This window comes from Edaphosphingomonas haloaromaticamans (assembly GCF_001853345.1).
Lineage (GTDB): Bacteria > Pseudomonadota > Alphaproteobacteria > Sphingomonadales > Sphingomonadaceae > Sphingomonas_E > Sphingomonas_E fennica.
In genome coordinates this window covers 3,820,499-3,835,342 of sequence record NZ_MIPT01000001.1, presented here as the reverse complement: position 1 = coordinate 3,835,342, position 14,844 = coordinate 3,820,499, and the positions used below count along the sequence as shown (strand labels likewise).

Annotated in this window: 20 protein-coding genes; 18 read left to right on the top strand and 2 right to left on the bottom strand. The window is 63.0% G+C overall.

Annotated elements, in window-relative coordinates; all coding sequences use genetic code 11:
* Positions 1 to 99: 99 nt before the first annotated feature.
* The 17 genes from BHE75_RS17795 (at position 100) to BHE75_RS17705 (ending at position 12,335) form a co-directional block, all read left to right on the top strand.
* Positions 100 to 795, top strand: a complete 696-nt coding sequence (locus tag BHE75_RS17795) for a hypothetical protein (RefSeq protein WP_070934644.1) — start codon at positions 100 to 102, stop codon at positions 793 to 795.
* A 74-nt stretch (positions 796 to 869) separates the two neighbouring features.
* Positions 870 to 1,517, top strand: a complete 648-nt coding sequence (locus BHE75_RS17790; RefSeq protein ID WP_070934643.1) for a hypothetical protein — start codon at positions 870 to 872, stop codon at positions 1,515 to 1,517.
* A gap of 12 nt (positions 1,518 to 1,529) precedes the next feature.
* Positions 1,530 to 1,991, top strand: a complete 462-nt coding sequence (locus BHE75_RS17785; RefSeq protein WP_070934642.1) for a hypothetical protein — start codon at positions 1,530 to 1,532, stop codon at positions 1,989 to 1,991.
* A gap of 46 nt (positions 1,992 to 2,037) precedes the next feature.
* Positions 2,038 to 2,517 carry a hypothetical protein gene (locus BHE75_RS17780; protein ID WP_070936058.1) on the top strand — a complete coding sequence of 160 codons (480 nt, stop codon included), beginning with the start codon at positions 2,038 to 2,040 and terminating at the stop codon, positions 2,515 to 2,517.
* Between the two features lie 159 nt (positions 2,518 to 2,676).
* Positions 2,677 to 4,161: a DUF3560 domain-containing protein gene (locus BHE75_RS17775; protein WP_070934641.1), complete on the top strand. Its 1,485-nt coding sequence runs from the start codon at positions 2,677 to 2,679 to the stop codon at positions 4,159 to 4,161.
* Positions 4,158 to 4,874 carry a methyltransferase type 11 gene (locus BHE75_RS17770; RefSeq protein WP_217494736.1) on the top strand — a complete coding sequence of 239 codons (717 nt, stop codon included), beginning with the start codon at positions 4,158 to 4,160 and terminating at the stop codon, positions 4,872 to 4,874. Before BHE75_RS17775 ends, BHE75_RS17770 begins: the two co-directional genes overlap by 4 nt.
* A gap of 29 nt (positions 4,875 to 4,903) precedes the next feature.
* Complete coding sequence (locus BHE75_RS17765) at positions 4,904 to 7,006, top strand: ATP-binding protein (protein ID WP_254684488.1); 2,103 nt, start codon at positions 4,904 to 4,906, stop codon at positions 7,004 to 7,006.
* A gap of 284 nt (positions 7,007 to 7,290) precedes the next feature.
* Positions 7,291 to 7,827 carry a hypothetical protein gene (locus tag BHE75_RS17755; protein ID WP_070934639.1) on the top strand — a complete coding sequence of 179 codons (537 nt, stop codon included), beginning with the start codon at positions 7,291 to 7,293 and terminating at the stop codon, positions 7,825 to 7,827.
* Positions 7,828 to 7,829: 2 nt separating this feature from the next.
* A complete protein-coding gene (locus BHE75_RS17750; protein WP_070934638.1) occupies positions 7,830 to 8,126 on the top strand; it encodes a hypothetical protein in 297 nt (98 codons plus the stop codon).
* On the top strand, positions 8,123 to 8,488 hold the full coding sequence (locus BHE75_RS17745; RefSeq protein WP_070934637.1) for a hypothetical protein: 366 nt from the start codon (positions 8,123 to 8,125) through the stop codon (positions 8,486 to 8,488). The genes BHE75_RS17750 and BHE75_RS17745 overlap by 4 nt, the downstream gene beginning before the upstream one ends.
* Positions 8,489 to 8,594: 106 nt before the next feature.
* The gene (locus BHE75_RS17740) at positions 8,595 to 9,143 is read left to right on the top strand and encodes a hypothetical protein (protein ID WP_139181761.1); all 549 of its coding nucleotides are present in this window, start codon (positions 8,595 to 8,597) and stop codon (positions 9,141 to 9,143) included.
* A 249-nt stretch (positions 9,144 to 9,392) separates the two neighbouring features.
* Complete coding sequence (locus BHE75_RS17735; RefSeq protein WP_254684487.1) at positions 9,393 to 9,737, top strand: hypothetical protein; 345 nt, start codon at positions 9,393 to 9,395, stop codon at positions 9,735 to 9,737.
* Complete coding sequence (locus BHE75_RS25075) at positions 9,734 to 10,192, top strand: hypothetical protein (RefSeq protein ID WP_254684486.1); 459 nt, start codon at positions 9,734 to 9,736, stop codon at positions 10,190 to 10,192. Before BHE75_RS17735 ends, BHE75_RS25075 begins: the two co-directional genes overlap by 4 nt.
* Before the next feature lie 92 nt (positions 10,193 to 10,284).
* The gene (locus tag BHE75_RS17720) at positions 10,285 to 10,554 is read left to right on the top strand and encodes a hypothetical protein (protein WP_070934635.1); all 270 of its coding nucleotides are present in this window, start codon (positions 10,285 to 10,287) and stop codon (positions 10,552 to 10,554) included.
* On the top strand, positions 10,551 to 11,111 hold the full coding sequence (locus BHE75_RS17715) for a hypothetical protein (RefSeq protein ID WP_139181760.1): 561 nt from the start codon (positions 10,551 to 10,553) through the stop codon (positions 11,109 to 11,111). Before BHE75_RS17720 ends, BHE75_RS17715 begins: the two co-directional genes overlap by 4 nt.
* A gap of 131 nt (positions 11,112 to 11,242) precedes the next feature.
* Positions 11,243 to 11,893: an antitoxin of toxin-antitoxin stability system gene (locus BHE75_RS17710; protein WP_070934633.1), complete on the top strand. Its 651-nt coding sequence runs from the start codon at positions 11,243 to 11,245 to the stop codon at positions 11,891 to 11,893.
* Between the two features lie 43 nt (positions 11,894 to 11,936).
* Positions 11,937 to 12,335 carry a hypothetical protein gene (locus BHE75_RS17705; protein WP_070934632.1) on the top strand — a complete coding sequence of 133 codons (399 nt, stop codon included), beginning with the start codon at positions 11,937 to 11,939 and terminating at the stop codon, positions 12,333 to 12,335.
* Between the two features lie 96 nt (positions 12,336 to 12,431).
* Here BHE75_RS17705 and BHE75_RS17700 read toward each other — a convergent pair whose 3' ends face one another.
* Positions 12,432 to 12,821 (bottom strand): hypothetical protein, encoded by a 390-nt coding sequence (locus BHE75_RS17700; protein ID WP_070936052.1) that lies wholly within the window; start codon positions 12,819 to 12,821, stop codon positions 12,432 to 12,434.
* 163 nt (positions 12,822 to 12,984) lie between these two features.
* On the opposite strand from BHE75_RS17700, the gene BHE75_RS24175 reads away from it, so the two are divergent.
* Complete coding sequence (locus BHE75_RS24175) at positions 12,985 to 13,194, top strand: DUF5818 domain-containing protein (protein WP_139181759.1); 210 nt, start codon at positions 12,985 to 12,987, stop codon at positions 13,192 to 13,194.
* A 322-nt stretch (positions 13,195 to 13,516) separates the two neighbouring features.
* On the opposite strand, the gene BHE75_RS23490 is transcribed toward BHE75_RS24175, so the two are convergent.
* Positions 13,517 to 14,844: TniQ family protein (locus BHE75_RS23490; RefSeq protein WP_217494735.1), on the bottom strand; the 1,328-nt coding region annotated here is incomplete at its 5' end.

Sequence of the window (14,844 nt, the reverse complement as noted above, 5' to 3'; positions counted from 1 at the left end):
CGGCGGAGATACCCCTGACGCAGCCCTCGCGTCCTGCCGACGCACAGCGACGAAGTGCCTTCGGTTCCATCGCTAACCCCGATCATGAAGGACAGACCCATGGCCGACCACACACGATCCGCGCATCTGGCGTTGCTGGCGCGCGCCAAAGCCGCCCTCGCGCCCCACGCCGACGCATACGCCGACATATCCAATCTCATTGCCGATCTCGAAGCCGCCGTTGGACGGATCAACCAGACGGCCGTTCCCTGGCCGGTTCCTGTCTATCTCGCCCTGATCGGCCATGGCCACGGGACCAGCGTTGCTGCCGCAGTCAGCCACAAGGGGCTGTTGGACCAGGTCGCGACATTCTGTCGGTCGCGATGGGGTGAGATCAACGACAGCCGCGATCCTGCCGGCCTCGACGACTCCCTCGTTGTGGGCGACTATTTCAATCTTCACCCCGAGGACCAGCTCCTCAGCCGCATGGAGTGGATCGAACCGGAAGCCGGTTATAACCGCGAGCGCCTGGAGATCGGAAACTATCTCGCCTTGTCCTCGTGCCATGTTTCATGGCCGACGACCGTGATCATCGACGAGTGGATGACACGCGAACCATCCGACCGTCCCGTGAGCATCGCGGATACGCATTATGGCTGGCTTATATGCGCGCTCGCGTCCTCGTTCGGCGACCCGTCCGCCATCCCGGCCGACCTCACCGACACGCTGGCCTTCGCGCAAGAAAAGGGTTGCGACTACCTGATCCTGGACCGCGATGCCGCCGCGACCGACCGGCTGCCACATTTCGAGTGGTGACCGCCTGACGGGAGGGAAGGGGGAGGGGATTTGGACGGGCGTGAAGATGCGTCCGGACCCCAGGAGAAATCCCCATGTCCTATGACCTGGCCTTTCGGCACCAGCAGGCGCTCGACCCTTCGGCGCTTCATACCCTGGCAACCTCCCTCTTCGCGCTCAATGCCGCGATCGAGGACTGCCGCAACGCCGGGCGACCGCAAGACAGCGATCCGGCCGTCATCCTGCTCGCACGCCACCTCGGCACCATCGCCTCGGAGATCGAGGACTCCGATGTCGAACTTCGACGTGCCTGCATCGATGCCATCGCCAACATTCGGCGCAAGCCCGCGCTGATCGCGCTGGCCCACAAGGGCGTCGCCTATGACGAACCCGCGAAGAAGCTGTTCCACAGCGACGGTCGCAAGGCATTGCGCGCGCTGGCCGACGCGCTCGGCCTCGCTGAGGACAGTTATGACCTTCGTTCGAACCGCGCGGGCATCGCCGTGAGCGGTGAAGTGACCCTTCACGGCGTGAGCATCTACGTGCAGCTCAGCCTCGGGGTCATGGGGCGTGGCCGCGAGGTGCTGTTCCGCAAGGTTGCCGGCCGCCGGGACTATGTCGGCGATCGCAACCACTGGGCGTCGGTCGAAGAACTCGTCCAGCCGGTGCGATTTGCGGCGCGCATCCGTCGCGAACTGCATCTTCCCCAATCGGACGCCGCGGCAACGCTGCTGGTCGCCTGAAGGAGATCCACCATGGACATCATCGTCACCCGTTCCCGCATTGCGGGGACGCGGCCGCACTATGTCTATCGCGCGCTGGTGCCTGCCGACACGGTATCCGCCGAACGCCGGGCGCTTGCCGGTACCGTTGCCGGCCCGAAATGCGTCGGCCGCGTCCCATGCGTTCGCATTGCCCCGCTGCTGGCGCCCGCGCGCTATTTCGAGATGCAGCATGCCGAGCGAGGCGGGCTTGCTCCCCGCATCGGTCTCCTCGCGCGCCGGATCGAGACATTGATCATCCGAGCCAATTTCCCCGAGATGACCGCAGGCTCGCTGCCCATCGTGTTCCAGCTCGATGATGACCCCGGTGACGCGTTCACCTGGAGCGCCATCAACGACCTTACGGACGCCTTCGACCGTCACGAACCCGATTTCGACATCCTCACCGCCTTCGATCTCGGACTTCGCGACGCCGATGGCCGCCGTGCCGCCTGACGCCGGGCGCCCATCCTCCGTCACCTCGAACCGGAGTATCCATGCCATGACCGTTATCGGACATAATCTGATCCGCAGGGTCGAGAACTTCGACGGCTATGAAGTCCTCGCCCATCCACTTCCCAGTCGCGACGATCGCGTCTTCCATCGCGGTGAACTCGAAGCCTCACGCGTCTCGGTCACCTATGCGTCCCATGACGTCCGGATTGCCCGACCGACGGGCATCGGGAGCAGAGGCCGACTTGCCATCCTGATGCACCATGGGGGCGGCCATCATGTGCTCGAATTCTACGAAAGCGCGTTGCCGATCGCTTCGGCGCTGCTCGCCCTCCCGGAGCGGGAGCAATATGCCCTCGCGTACGCACTCTTCGAGCAGGCGGACGAATGCGCCGATGGCGCCCGCGCAGCCGAAGCAAGGCGATGGGCCGATGCGTTCGTGGACGGCCGCATTCGCAAACGCCGCAGCGGCGGGAAGCGCTATGTCCATATCGAAACTCCGGACGAAAAGACGCTTCGGCTTTCCTAGCCCTGCCTGAAGTTCGGGTTCCCGCCCGACCAGTTCGCCGGCTCGCCGCCAGGCGATCGCTCAGAACCTCAAGCCATCAGCCGCGCCGATCTCCCATCGGCGTGATGCACCGATTTGCCCCCGGCACATGGCGGCCGCGGCCCCTTGAAAGGACGATCAATGACCAGCTTCACCGCAACATACAGCCCCGAGGACAACAAGATCCGCCTCTATGCGTCGTCACGTCTCGACGCCGAAACTTATGCACGGGTCAAGGAGGCGGGCTTCCAATGGGCCCCGAAGCAGGAGCTTTTCGTCGCTCCCAAATGGACGCCGCAGCGCGAGGACCTTGCCGTCGAACTGGCGGGCGAGATCGAACCCGAAGAGATGACGCTCGCCGAACGCGCCGCGATCAAGGCCGAACGGCTCGACGGTCTCGCACATAAACGCCATGCCGAAGCCAATTCCTTCGCCCGCCGCGCCGACGAACTCTCGCAGGCCTTCCATATGGGCCAGCCCATCCTTGTCGGTCATCACAGCGAGCGCGGCGCGCGCAAGACGCAAGAGCGCATGCACTCCGCCATGACCGCTTCGACCGGCGCGGAAAAGGCCGCGACTTACTGGCTCTACCGCGCCACCGGCGTCGAGCGCTTCGCCAACATGAAGAACGATCCGCGCACCCGTGCCAACCGCATCAAAACCCTGCTGGCCGAGCTTCGAGACCTGCAACGGGGTATCAACACGGCGCATGCGGCGCTGGCGATCTGGGATCGCTTCACGACCGACGAACAAATTCGCCATGCGCTCGGTAACATGGATACGCGCAAGACATGGTCGAACTACGATCTCTACTACAAGGTCGACAAAGGCGAGATCACGCCGGCGGACGCCCGGCAATCGTGCATCGAAGGGGCAACCCTCGCGGTCAATGGCCCCATCCGCCGCCGCTGGATCGAGCATGTTCTGAACCGTCTGGCATTCGAGCGTTCCATGCTCGGCGACATCCCGCGGTACGACGGTGAGCTTACGCCGGTCATCATCCAGGCGTTCGCACGCGAGCAGGGCGCCGAAGGCCCGAAATGCACAGTGCCCCATGCAGGGGTTTTCCGGCTTGAAAGCCCGGTTCCGCTTCCCGCCCACATCGCCCCGGAAGCCTCGCTCGCCTTGAGCGAGGATGGCTGGCGCGATCTGATGCAGGCCAGCGGCTACACCGTGCCCGCCAGAACGGCGCGCCGTGTCTCGGCCAAACCCGACGCCGTGCCGCTGATCAATCCGTCACAGGAACAGGCCGAGCAGCTGCAGACGATATGGAACCTGCATATGGTCGCGGCCAGCAACGGCAAGCACAGCGCGGCCAAGTCCAACTCGATCTATTCGACGACCCAGGCCACCTATTCGGCCAATTCGAAGGGGGATTACGCCCCTTTCAAGACGATCGAGATCGCCGCTGACGGCCGCCGCGTGCGGATGGAATGGCAAAGACAGGAACGCGTGCGCTCCGGCGAACCGGTCGCCCGCATTCGTATTTCGACGATCGGCGCCGAGTTCTACAAGCCCGACGCGCTTCTTGTCATCACCGACAAGCCGACCAAGCCGCTGCCGATCGACCTCGACACCCTCGAAGCAGCCGCGCGCCAGGCGGCGGGCGAGGAGGTGGCGGCATGAAACCGGGCGTTTACACGCGGTCCGCCAGGCCGATGCGGATCACGGTGAAGTCGCGGCCCGGCTTCGCAAATGTTGAGATCGCGCGAGCGCCCGAGATCATCGCCGTCGATAGTGCCACCGAATGCCATGTGACGCCGCCGGATGTCGCGGCGCGGATGGTGCGCTATCTTGGCGAAGTCGGCGACTATCTGACCCTCGAGCCGAGCGCCGGGACCGGTAATCTCTCGCGCGCCCTGATCGAAAGCGGGCACAGCCGCTACGAACTTGTCCAGGTCGAGCGCCATATCAAGCTTGCGGCACAGCTCCACCGGTTCGGGACCGTGATCAACCGCTGTTTCCTCGAATATGCCGTCGAGGTGCGCGGGAAAGTCCAGTTTCCCCGTGTCATCATGAACCCGCCGTTCCGCGACGTGCGCAAGCATATCGCGGCGGCTCGCGACCTGATGGGCCCCAATGGACATGGCGAGGCGCCGACGCTGGTCGCGCTCGTGCCGATCACCTTTCAGACCGACGACATGGAGACGCTCGAGCACCTGCCCGATGACACGTTCGCCACCGCGAAGGTGCGGACCAAGATCATCCGCATTCGCTCCGATCCGCATCCGACGGAATCCGGACGAAAGCGGTGGTCTTTTGAACCGTCGCCGATCGCACCCAGCGCGATCTCGACCGTGGATCTTGCTGGCCCAGGCTCCGACCAGATCGCCGCCTGATCTCTTCCCCAAGCGAAAGGACTTGCATCATGCAGGACTCAAATTGCGTCTTCGCGCTCGAAACCGCGGCCTGCCTCTGGGAAGCGGTGCTGTCCCTGCGAGACCATCCTGTCACCAATCCGGCCGACATCGAACGCGCGCTGCTCATCCGTGAATCCTTCAAGGCTATCGGCACCGCCGCCCTGCGAATGACCGTCATCGGCTGGACCGATGCTGTCGATGCTGCTTGGGCCAAGGTCGCCGACGACTACACGATGAGCTTCGACTGGGATTTCGTTCCCGACTGGATCATCCGCCATGTCGACTGGTCTGATCCATGCCACCCCATAATTCGACAGCAGGTTGGCCATTCCAGCGACGACGCGGGCGGGGTCGGAGGGGAGAAAGCCGGAGATGGTTGCGACGAGGATGTCGCTGCAAATCCGGAGGCCTTCATGACCTTTCCTGCCACGATCAAGACCACAGTCGGTCAGTCCCTGATTACCAGAATCGGGAGATTCTTCAATGGAAGCGTGTCCGACTGCCTGACCGAGACAATCCAGAACAGCAGGCGTGCCGGCGCGACCCGGATCGATATTGCCCGGATTGAGAAGAATGACCGTCAGGTGCTGCGCATTCGTGACGACGGGCGCGGCATTGCCGAGCCGGCCAAGTTCCTCACTCTCGGCGATTCCGGTTGGAGCGAGGACATCGCCCGCTCGGAGGATCCGGCCGGCATGGGCGTGTTCAGCCTGGCGGGCCGTCACGTCACCGTGCGGTCCCATGCGGCCGAACTTGGCGCCGCCTGGCAGGTGACCATCACACCCGACGCATGGGAAAGCGGCAAACTCCTCGACCTTATCCCTTCCTCCCTCGACCAGGGCACCGAAATCGAGATCGACTTGCCGGAAAGCTGGGCAAGCGCGCTCGAACAGGCGGTGAAGGACGTCGCGCGCTTCTGCCCGGTGCCAATCTGGTTCGGCGACCACAGGCAGCCCCAGAAGAGCTTCCTGCGGGAAGCGAAACGCATCGAGGAATGGAAGGGCTGCCGCATCGGCATCTTCGTCGACGACTATCATCTGAACCGCGAAAAGGTCCGGATCAACTTCCACGGTCTGACCGTGCCTTGCCGCCTGCCGCATATCCATGACGCCGATGGCGGTCGCAGCTGGTATGCCATGGTCGACATCGTCGATGCGCCCCAGCTCCAGCTCGTGCTCCCTGCGCGCAAGGAAATGGTGCAGAACGCCGCCCTCGATGCGCTGCGTGACGCCTGCGAGGCGGCGATCTTCCGCACGATTGCCCGCGAAGGCCACCACCGGCTTTCCCACGCCCATTGGCTGCGGGCGATGGCGCTGGGTGTGACCTTGCCCGAAGCCGCGCCCTGGCTCAACGCATGGACGCCGCGCACCGCGGAGACTGACAGTGTTCTGCTCGGCGACAGGGTGGCCGGCGAGCCGATGATCCTGATGCAAACGGACCAGCCCCATATCGAACAATGCGTTGGCCGAGCCATCGCTTCGGGCCGTCCGCTCGGCGCAACGCCCGTCCACCCGGTCGACGATTTTGCGGGTTACGGCTGGTATGATGCCTTGCCGCGCGCGCTCGGTTATTCCTTCCGGATCGAACGAGGCGAGGGCGATGTCTTCGACTATGCCGCGGACACGCAGCTACCGCCGAATCTTGTCTCCGGACGCGTCGATGCAATCGCGCTCGAACTTGCCGTCCAGGAAACGGGTTTTTCCGATGCCCCCGCCGAAGTTATCGCGCTGCCCGCTGATCTTCTCATCGTTCCCGGCGATTGCTGGACCGATCTCGAGGAGGTCATCATCCTGCTCGGCACCGACTGCACGATCACGCCTGGCGGACTTGCTTCCCTGCTGGAACGCGCCTGCTTCTATCACGATGAAGATAGCGATGCCGACAGCTATCACACCCAGCAGGCGTCGTTCGAAATGCAGGCGCGCTTTGCCGCCAACGTGTTGCTGCTCGGCGAGGACGCCGCGATCATTGAGCGGGTCCGCGAGGCGATGCGCGAGCATGTTTCCTGGCTGATTCCGAAGGACCGCGCGATCGCTGTGCGCGCGGTGAATTACAAGGTGGACGCTGCCTTCGCGGACAAGGACATGGCGGCCGCGATCACCACCGCCTGAACCGCTTGCTCCACGCCAATCTGCTCACAATCGAGCAGGGCAAAATCGACTAATATCTGCTGCGAATGCGGCCGCTCGCGATCATCGCGCACGCTCTGCCTGCCACCGACCCCGGCGCCCGTCATCGGAAACGGCATGGGCGACCTGGCGTCGACGATCACCCTCGACGTGCCTCTTGCCAGCCGTCGGGGCTGCCCAGGCGGCGATGCCCATCGCTCGTGCCACCGCCGGTCTCGCGAGCGGCCCGTTCGCCCTTCACGACATTGCCATCAGGGAGACACAAGATGGCCAACACCTATCTGGAAACCGCGTTCAATGTGCCGGTCACGCCCGAAGAGGCCGCGTTGCTCGAGGAATGTTTCGCGACTGCTGCGGAGATTTCCGCCGGGTTCGCCAGCATTCCGCAGGAGGAGCTTGAGGCCGCGAAAACCTGCTATGCATCTCGCAGCGGCCTGTTCAGGGCGACCTTCCCACCGCGGGCCGACGAAGATGATCCTTTCGCGACATTCCTTGGTCTCTGGTCCGATCCCGATTTTCCCTGTTTCGACGCAGACCTCACTGTAACCGCGGAACCCGGCGGCAAAGGACAGGTCGCTTACATTCATGGTCACGAGGTCGACGTTTCGGCGCTCGCATCCCTGATCCAGAAAGTCTGCAAGTCGGCGCTGCCGTTCGGCTTCGAATGGGCGCTGGTGACCGACCAGGACAGACCGGGCGGATTCGGTGGCGGCTATTTCGTCGTCACCGAGACCGAAATCCTCGGTGGCTCGACGCATTGGCTGATGCACGAGACCCTGCAAACCTTGCGGGCGGGAGCGTGACGATGGCGGACACGATCAGCGCCAGCGTGACGCTCTATGTCGAGGTTCTCGATCCGCAGGCCATGTGGGATCACGCCCACAGGAGATATGCCTTGGCGCATCTCGACCACAAGATCCATGACGAGGCACAGCCGACGCGCCTTGCCGGCGAGCTTCTTGCCGAGTTCGTAGCCGTCTGCGGCACTCGCAAAGAGCCCGACATCGGCGATTGTCTCCGCATGATCTTCGACCCCGGCGAAAGCCCGCCGGGAATCCTGATCGAGGACAGCTCGGCCGAGGTGGAGGGGCCGCGCTCATGAAATCCGTCCTCAAACGGCCCTGCAACGAATGCCCGTGGCGCCGCAACCATCCGGCCGGATGGCTTGGCGGGTATCGCCCCGAAGACTTCACGCAGCAGATCCAGTTCGATGGTCCGCCGCTGCCTTGCCACAAGACCATTCCCGGAGACGGGAGCGACGCGCGTGCCATGTGCGCGGGCGCCCTTATCTTCATGCGGAACTGTGCCAAGGGAGCGCACCACCCCGACTATGGAGATGCGCTCGAGACGATCGAGCCGGATTCGGAAACCGTGTTCCAATGGTCGCAAGAGTTCCTGGACCATCACAACAACCCGCAGACGTGGATCGAGCGCATCCGCGGCCAAGTGAAGAACCGGCGGTGACGCCGTTTCGGCTACTGATCCACCGCGGCCGATTGAAGACCGCTGTGGAGGGAAGGGGGCGGGGCGTGTTTGCGACGAGGAGTTCGCTGCCCACCCGGAGGTTCTCATGCCATTTTCCACCATGATCCGTATCGCGAACCGCCAGTCCAGGATGGGACCGGCCGACAGGCGTTCAGCTTCGCTCCCCGAGATTCTGGATGAACTGCTCGGTATCGCCCAGCATGCCGATGCCTACGAGATCGACGTCGAGACGTTCGACTATGAGGGGCGTCCGACCCTCTCCGTCTATGACAACGGCTCGGGGATCGATAGTCCGCGAGGCTTGCTTGCACTGGATGCGGTCGGCTGGCGCGAAACCGTGTCGGAGTCCGGGAATGCGAACAGCCTGGCGCTTTCTAGCCTCGCAGGACGCCATACGATCATCCGGTCCGGTCCCGACGAAACCGAGCCCGGATGGAGCGTGACGATACCGCCCGATGCCTGGCACGGCGAGGCGCCGATCACGATCGAGCCCGACACCGGCCTGCGCGGCACCAACATCATGGTCGAGATCCCCGTCGAATGGCGCGTGGGGCTTGAAGAAGCAGTAGCGGCGGCCACACGGGATCTGCCGGTGCGGGTCTACTTTCACGCCAGATGGAAGAACCGCCCCTGATCCCCACAGATCAGGCGATCGCCACGCATGCGTCGCTCAATCGATCAGGACCGAATTCGCGGATGACAGCATGCCCGCTCGCAATGCCAGCAAACAATCCTTTCCCCACCCGGTCTGACCAAGCCGGCGCCGCGCCGGGCCGGGCAACGCTTCCAGGAGCCCACCCATGATCGATGATCAATTTGATGCTCTGGTCGACGACGCCACCCATTCGGTCAACAATCTCATCCCCGACCGATGGCTCACATGTTGGGCGGGACCGACCGATCGAACCTGCTTGTCCGTATCAATGACGCACTGACGCCGATCCTGCGCGACGCGTTCGATAACCTTGTGCGCCCGAGCGATATTCCGACCCGCGCCTCTACGATCGCCGCGATGATCTGCGAACTGCTCGAAACCCATATCGCCAAATGCGACGAAAGCGGCGATTGCGCCGAAGACCGGCCATCGCATGTGATCTCGCAGGTTCACGGCACCAGCGCGAACATCGACAGCATCGCCAGTTGCGACATCGAAACTGGAACGCAAATCTACCTTGCGCTGGACGATGGCGCCGCGTTCCGCATCACCGTCGAAGCGGTGTCCTCATGATCGACATGAACATGGCGCTTCGAGCGCTCAAGCGAATAGCGCTCGCTTCGAGCCACCGAGAACTGGACGCCGCCAGGATCGAGGCCGCCGACATCCTTGATCAGGCCGTTGGACCAGATCGGCACGCATCATCATCGACACCATCGGGCTTCCCATTGTCCGCGACGATGGGGATCGCCCACCGAAATAGGGCCTGCTCCAGCACCAGCCTCGCCCGCTCGGCGGACGCCAGCGCTACCGCACCGCAAATCCACATGGAGAATATCATGCCCCCTCTGTCTCCGCTCAGGGCACGTCTGGCAGGCTTTCCGCACGCTTACGCCTGCGCGATCCAGCGCTGGACCGCCACTGGCTGCAACCAGTTCGTCGTCCGTACCGGCGATCCCGTCCAGCCGTTCCGCGTGACCGACGCGCGTCCCACCAACGACGAAAATCTGGTCCTGCGCGTCGCTTGATTGCGTTGTCCCAGTTCGTCGGTTCATGGCGGACCGCCGCCCGGTTCCGCACCTGCGACACCGTCGCCCTTACGCAATTCGCCCGATAGCCGATGCCCGACATTGCGGGCCTGTCGGCGATCTTTTCGCGCGGAGCCGTTGGTGGCGTCGGCGCGGGTTTCTCCAACACTCACTATGAGGGCAATCCGATGGATGGCGCCGGCATGTGGATCAGAACGGAAGAGGGCGAGAAACTCTTCTTTCGACGATACTCATCGACCGGCCATTGGGGCTTCTTTTCCGACAGCAATCATCACAGCGCGCGCGAGCACAAGCTTCCGCTCGCCGGTCTCAGACCTTGGCACAAGGAGCGCCAGACATGAAAACACATGCAATGGCCAGCGGACTTCGGATCACGCTGACGAAGACCGAATTGCAAGCCTTGCTCAACCTCGCGCGATATGGCGCAGACCAGATCGAGGCCGCACCGCACTCTTATATCCTGCCCCAACGCCAGAAGGCCGTAGCGGCCGACGTCATCCAGGGCCTCGAACTCGGCCTGGCATCGGTCCAGTGGAAGCAGGCGGAGGCCAAGGCCAGGCGAGAGGCGCCCAAGCGAGAGGCCGAACGCCGCGCGGCCCGCGAGCATCACGCCCGGATCGACGGCTATGCCGTCTGGGGCATGCTGGGCGACTGGGCCGATCTCTCCAATGATCCCGATCGGCGCCAGTGGGCGGATATGTTCCACCCCGACACCAAGCCGCGCGAGCAAGGCGAGGTCCGCCGCAATGTCTGGCGGATCTTTATCAGCAAAGGCAGCGCGGCCCTGGACGACTTCGTGGTGCTCTCCGGCGATTGCACCGAGACTGCCGACCGCGCTGAGATCGAGCAGCTCGCGCGCAGGATCATCGCCCGCCACGAGGCCCCGAACCCCTCCTGACGTCCGCCGCCCCGGCCGACGAGGGCGCAGACAACCGGGCTTCCCTCAATGGCGAACAAGCCCGCGCTCGCGGCACCGCACCGCGAAGCGGCTTCCCCTGGCCTCGGCCGCATCCCGCAAGGATCCAGACCATGCCCGAACTCATGGAAATCGAGACTTATCGGCTCGAAGAACTGTCCGAGCGCGCGAAGACAAACGCCCGCAGTTGGCATCGGGAAACCGGCCTCGACTATGACTGGCATGACTTCACATACGATGACTTCGAACGGGTCTGCGACATTCTCGGTGTCAGCCTCAAGACCAATATCGTGCGCCTCCATGGCGGAGGGACACGCAGGGAGCCGCGCATCTACTTCACCGGTTTCTGGAGCCAGGGCGACGGTGCCTGCTACGAGGGCTTCTACTCATATGCGAAGGGCGCCCACCGTCGGATACGGGATCACGCGCCCCTCGACACCGAGCTTCACCGTATCGCCGATGCGCTGCGGGCCGTGCAGAGCCGTAACTTCTATCAGCTCAGCGCCGATGTCTCTCACCGCGGGTGCTACTATCACGAACACAGCATGGCGATTTCGGTCGAGCGCGACGGGATATCCCAGGACATGACCGCTGACACCGAAGAGGCCATCGCCGAAGCGCTTCGCGACCTCGCCTGCTGGCTCTATCGCGGTCTTCGCGCGGAGTATGAATATCTGAGTTCCGACGAAGCGGTCGACGAAAGCATCAGTGCCAATGGCTACAGATTCACCGCGTCCGGCGAACGCTTCGTGCGCATCGCATAGCCAATGCAGGCGCATCGACCGCCCACGACAGGAGATCCGACAAATGACCGGAACCGTTCGACTGTCCGCCAATGATATCCGGCAGCTGCGAAACGTCGCCGAGCAGATCGCCCAGGGAGAAAGGGTCGCGTCCCGCTACACGATCGAGATCGCCGAACGCTTTCATCTCACGACCGGCCGAACGGCCCTCAATATTCTCGCGATCAGTGACGATCCCGATTGGGCGGACACCGACCTCAACACGACACATCCCTGGTCGCGGATCCACGAGCGTCATGAGCTTGTGAATGGCCGCGCGCTGTTCGATCTCTACGTCTATGAACGGCCCCCCTTTGGCGAGACCGGCGACCTTGTCTGCTGCGATCAGGCGGAACTCGATGCACGAGGTCTCGCTGCGATCCACGCTGACAGCGCAAAGGATATCTGGCGCCGGCTGGCCTGATCGGGGGCCATGAAGCGCGCCATATCCGATCTGTTGCGCTGGGGCCGGGAAAGAGCAGGTCAGCCGGCTACGACCTACCCCTCCCGCACCTTCGAGCTATTGGCCGAGAATATCGGCAATCGGCCGCGCCATGTCGACACGCCGCTTCATGAGGTCGGTGAGCCAGCAAAGATGCGCGGCCGCATCGGCCAGCGGCAGTTCGCAAACTTCCTCGAACATCTCCCGCTGATAATCGAGGTCGCGCGCGAGGACGCCTCGCAGCCACCCGCGCGCGGGGCTGTCGTCATCCTCGATTTCTTCATTCGCCTCACGAGCCGCATCGAGAAATGCCTCGGCCAGCTCCTGCGCTTCATAATAGCCGCCATCCAGACCCTCGCTCGAGGCAAGACTCGCCAGCCGCCGACGCACCAGCGGCAGTTCGGGATCGACCGCCGCATCGTCGAGCGGCAGGTTGAAATCATATGCGGCGAGAAAGTCGCGGATCATGGTTAGCTCCTTGAGCTGGTGAAGGAACATAGAATGAACAAGATTGCAACCTCTGTCCCGGCTATGCCATGAGTCAGCGCATGCCTCCTTCGATTTTCTTCACCCTTATCGCTTGCCTTTTCGATGACATTGCCGTGCTTGCGGACATCGGAGGTTCTCGGTCATGACCGACAGCAAGCCACCGCTGCGTTTGCGCGGGATTGTCCGAATGAGTGATCGCGGGCCACTGCTGGAAGTCGCGGATGGCCCGGTCTGGCGACTCGAAACGCGTGACGATTTGCATGCTCATCGGGACCAGAATGTCCAGATCGAAGCCTGGCAACGCGGACCGAGCCTGCTGGAACTGCTCTGGATTGGTCCTGCTAGCGACTAGCATCGCGTTTTTCGGTTTAGGCTGATTTCTACCAATTCGAGGATATCTCGGGCATGTAACTCTGCTCAGTGCATGACGATATGGGGGCGATTTGTATCTATTGCCGCAATGGACCGAAAGGGCCGACAAGCGCGGCCTTGATCCGCTTGGAATGCAGAATAGCGGGGTTGTGCTTTACCAGTCACTCCTCCCCGGCATCAGCAACGTCACCCTGCGGATGCGCTATTACGGCTATTATTGCTGGGTGAGTGTCGCTTTCCGAGGTTTCGCGAACCGGGTCCAAGGATCGCGTATTGGTCCAAGGTTTTGCGGACTCGATTCGTTAAACCTTGGCCAAGGGATTGCGAGATGGGGAAGCAGATTCAGCGATGGCTTTGTGTTCGGTTTCAGGCCGGTATTTGTGCCACCATCGATCGACCCTGTGGCGCCGGTGGTTGCTCTCATCGACTATCGCCTCGACCGAGGCGCCCTCGCGGCAACGGGCGATGGCCAGCAGCTTTCGATATATCGGTTCGCTCGTGGCGACGGCACCGTGCCGTTGCAGCGTATCGGAGTCCGGATAGCAATCGGTCTGGCAAAGGGGGTCACTTAGCGTTCGCATATAGGCCTGTCTGCGCACGGTCGCGTCAACAGAGAGGATGTTCAATAACCGTGTTCTCTGACGCATCGGCAGACGCATAACGACTTCCGATGCCTGTTCTGTGTCGGGCTTTACCCCAAGGATGACAGACCATCGTTCCGAAGGTTTTCGCAACATCCAGACGAGTATCAGCATCAACTCATAAGCCCGGCTCCCCGACCCTGATTGGGTCGGTGGCAGACCGAGTTCCTGCGCGATCCGGACGAACAGAACGAGCCGACGGCGCCCGTCTCTCGATTGCCATAAGGTCCAGGAGATTTGGGCTACAAGGGCCACCATCGTTGACCACGCGCAAGTTCGCAGACCGGGGAAGCGGGCTTTACCCTCCCGCATCGCTCTCAACATCTTTTCCTGAAGCTCGAGAACCGGCGGGTGGGCGATCGTTAAAGGCGCGTCACAATGACGAGCGCCGCATTTATGGCAGGTTCCCAGAGTGGGCGTATAGTTTACCTCCAGCGTAGGCATGCGCAACGGGGCGTGACATTTCCTGCATCGTTCGATGAGCACTGTCCCATGCACGGGGCACAAGGACGCCCATCCCGTCAGCCAGTCGAGCCGCACCCAAGGCTCTCGATCGTCCACGAGGCATTGCGGACAGGCGACGCAATGTGGGCTGCAGTCCGCTCTCGGCCTGACAAGATCCCGTGACCAACGGCCGACGATGTGACCGGGATTTCTTTGCGATGACAAGCCCTTCCAGTCGAGGAAGGTCATGGCTCGTAAGCGCTTCATGCCAACGCCAGTGCGACGCGAGATCGCCAAGAGCACTTCCGGGCCGGGACGATGCCACCACGCCGGATCGCTGGTGTCTACGCCCAGCATGCGCGCGGTCTGGTGGAGACGAAGGCCGAGGCGGGCAGCGAGGCGATGGCACCAGGAGATCAGGGCCTCTCCCTCCATCGGATCGACCATGATCGGCAACGGCACGACGCGCGGTGGCGGTCGCGTCACCGGCGTCACCTCATAGAGCATGGCGGCTGGCCCTACGGCGTTCGGAGAGCGGGATGAAC

Excerpts from the sequence above, each read along its gene's own strand:
- BHE75_RS17765 (WP_254684488.1), top strand. The coding sequence starts at position 4,904 with ATGCAGGACTCAAATTGCGTCTTCGCGCTCGAAACCGCGGCCTGCCTC.
- BHE75_RS17715 (WP_139181760.1), top strand. The coding sequence starts at position 10,551 with ATGAAAACACATGCAATGGCCAGCGGACTTCGGATCACGCTGACGAAG.
- BHE75_RS17750 (WP_070934638.1), top strand. The coding sequence starts at position 7,830 with ATGGCGGACACGATCAGCGCCAGCGTGACGCTCTATGTCGAGGTTCTC.
- BHE75_RS17755 (WP_070934639.1), top strand. The coding sequence starts at position 7,291 with ATGGCCAACACCTATCTGGAAACCGCGTTCAATGTGCCGGTCACGCCC.
- BHE75_RS25075 (WP_254684486.1), top strand. The coding sequence starts at position 9,734 with ATGATCGACATGAACATGGCGCTTCGAGCGCTCAAGCGAATAGCGCTC.
- BHE75_RS24175 (WP_139181759.1), top strand. The coding sequence starts at position 12,985 with ATGACCGACAGCAAGCCACCGCTGCGTTTGCGCGGGATTGTCCGAATG.
- BHE75_RS17770 (WP_217494736.1), top strand. The coding sequence starts at position 4,158 with ATGAAACCGGGCGTTTACACGCGGTCCGCCAGGCCGATGCGGATCACG.
- BHE75_RS17795 (WP_070934644.1), top strand. The coding sequence starts at position 100 with ATGGCCGACCACACACGATCCGCGCATCTGGCGTTGCTGGCGCGCGCC.
- BHE75_RS17745 (WP_070934637.1), top strand. The coding sequence starts at position 8,123 with ATGAAATCCGTCCTCAAACGGCCCTGCAACGAATGCCCGTGGCGCCGC.
- BHE75_RS17705 (WP_070934632.1), top strand. The coding sequence starts at position 11,937 with ATGACCGGAACCGTTCGACTGTCCGCCAATGATATCCGGCAGCTGCGA.
- BHE75_RS17720 (WP_070934635.1), top strand. The coding sequence starts at position 10,285 with ATGCCCGACATTGCGGGCCTGTCGGCGATCTTTTCGCGCGGAGCCGTT.
- BHE75_RS17780 (WP_070936058.1), top strand. The coding sequence starts at position 2,038 with ATGACCGTTATCGGACATAATCTGATCCGCAGGGTCGAGAACTTCGAC.
- BHE75_RS17740 (WP_139181761.1), top strand. The coding sequence starts at position 8,595 with ATGCCATTTTCCACCATGATCCGTATCGCGAACCGCCAGTCCAGGATG.
- BHE75_RS17700 (WP_070936052.1), bottom strand. The coding sequence starts at position 12,821 with ATGATCCGCGACTTTCTCGCCGCATATGATTTCAACCTGCCGCTCGAC.
- BHE75_RS17785 (WP_070934642.1), top strand. The coding sequence starts at position 1,530 with ATGGACATCATCGTCACCCGTTCCCGCATTGCGGGGACGCGGCCGCAC.
- BHE75_RS17710 (WP_070934633.1), top strand. The coding sequence starts at position 11,243 with ATGCCCGAACTCATGGAAATCGAGACTTATCGGCTCGAAGAACTGTCC.
- BHE75_RS17775 (WP_070934641.1), top strand. The coding sequence starts at position 2,677 with ATGACCAGCTTCACCGCAACATACAGCCCCGAGGACAACAAGATCCGC.
- BHE75_RS17790 (WP_070934643.1), top strand. The coding sequence starts at position 870 with ATGTCCTATGACCTGGCCTTTCGGCACCAGCAGGCGCTCGACCCTTCG.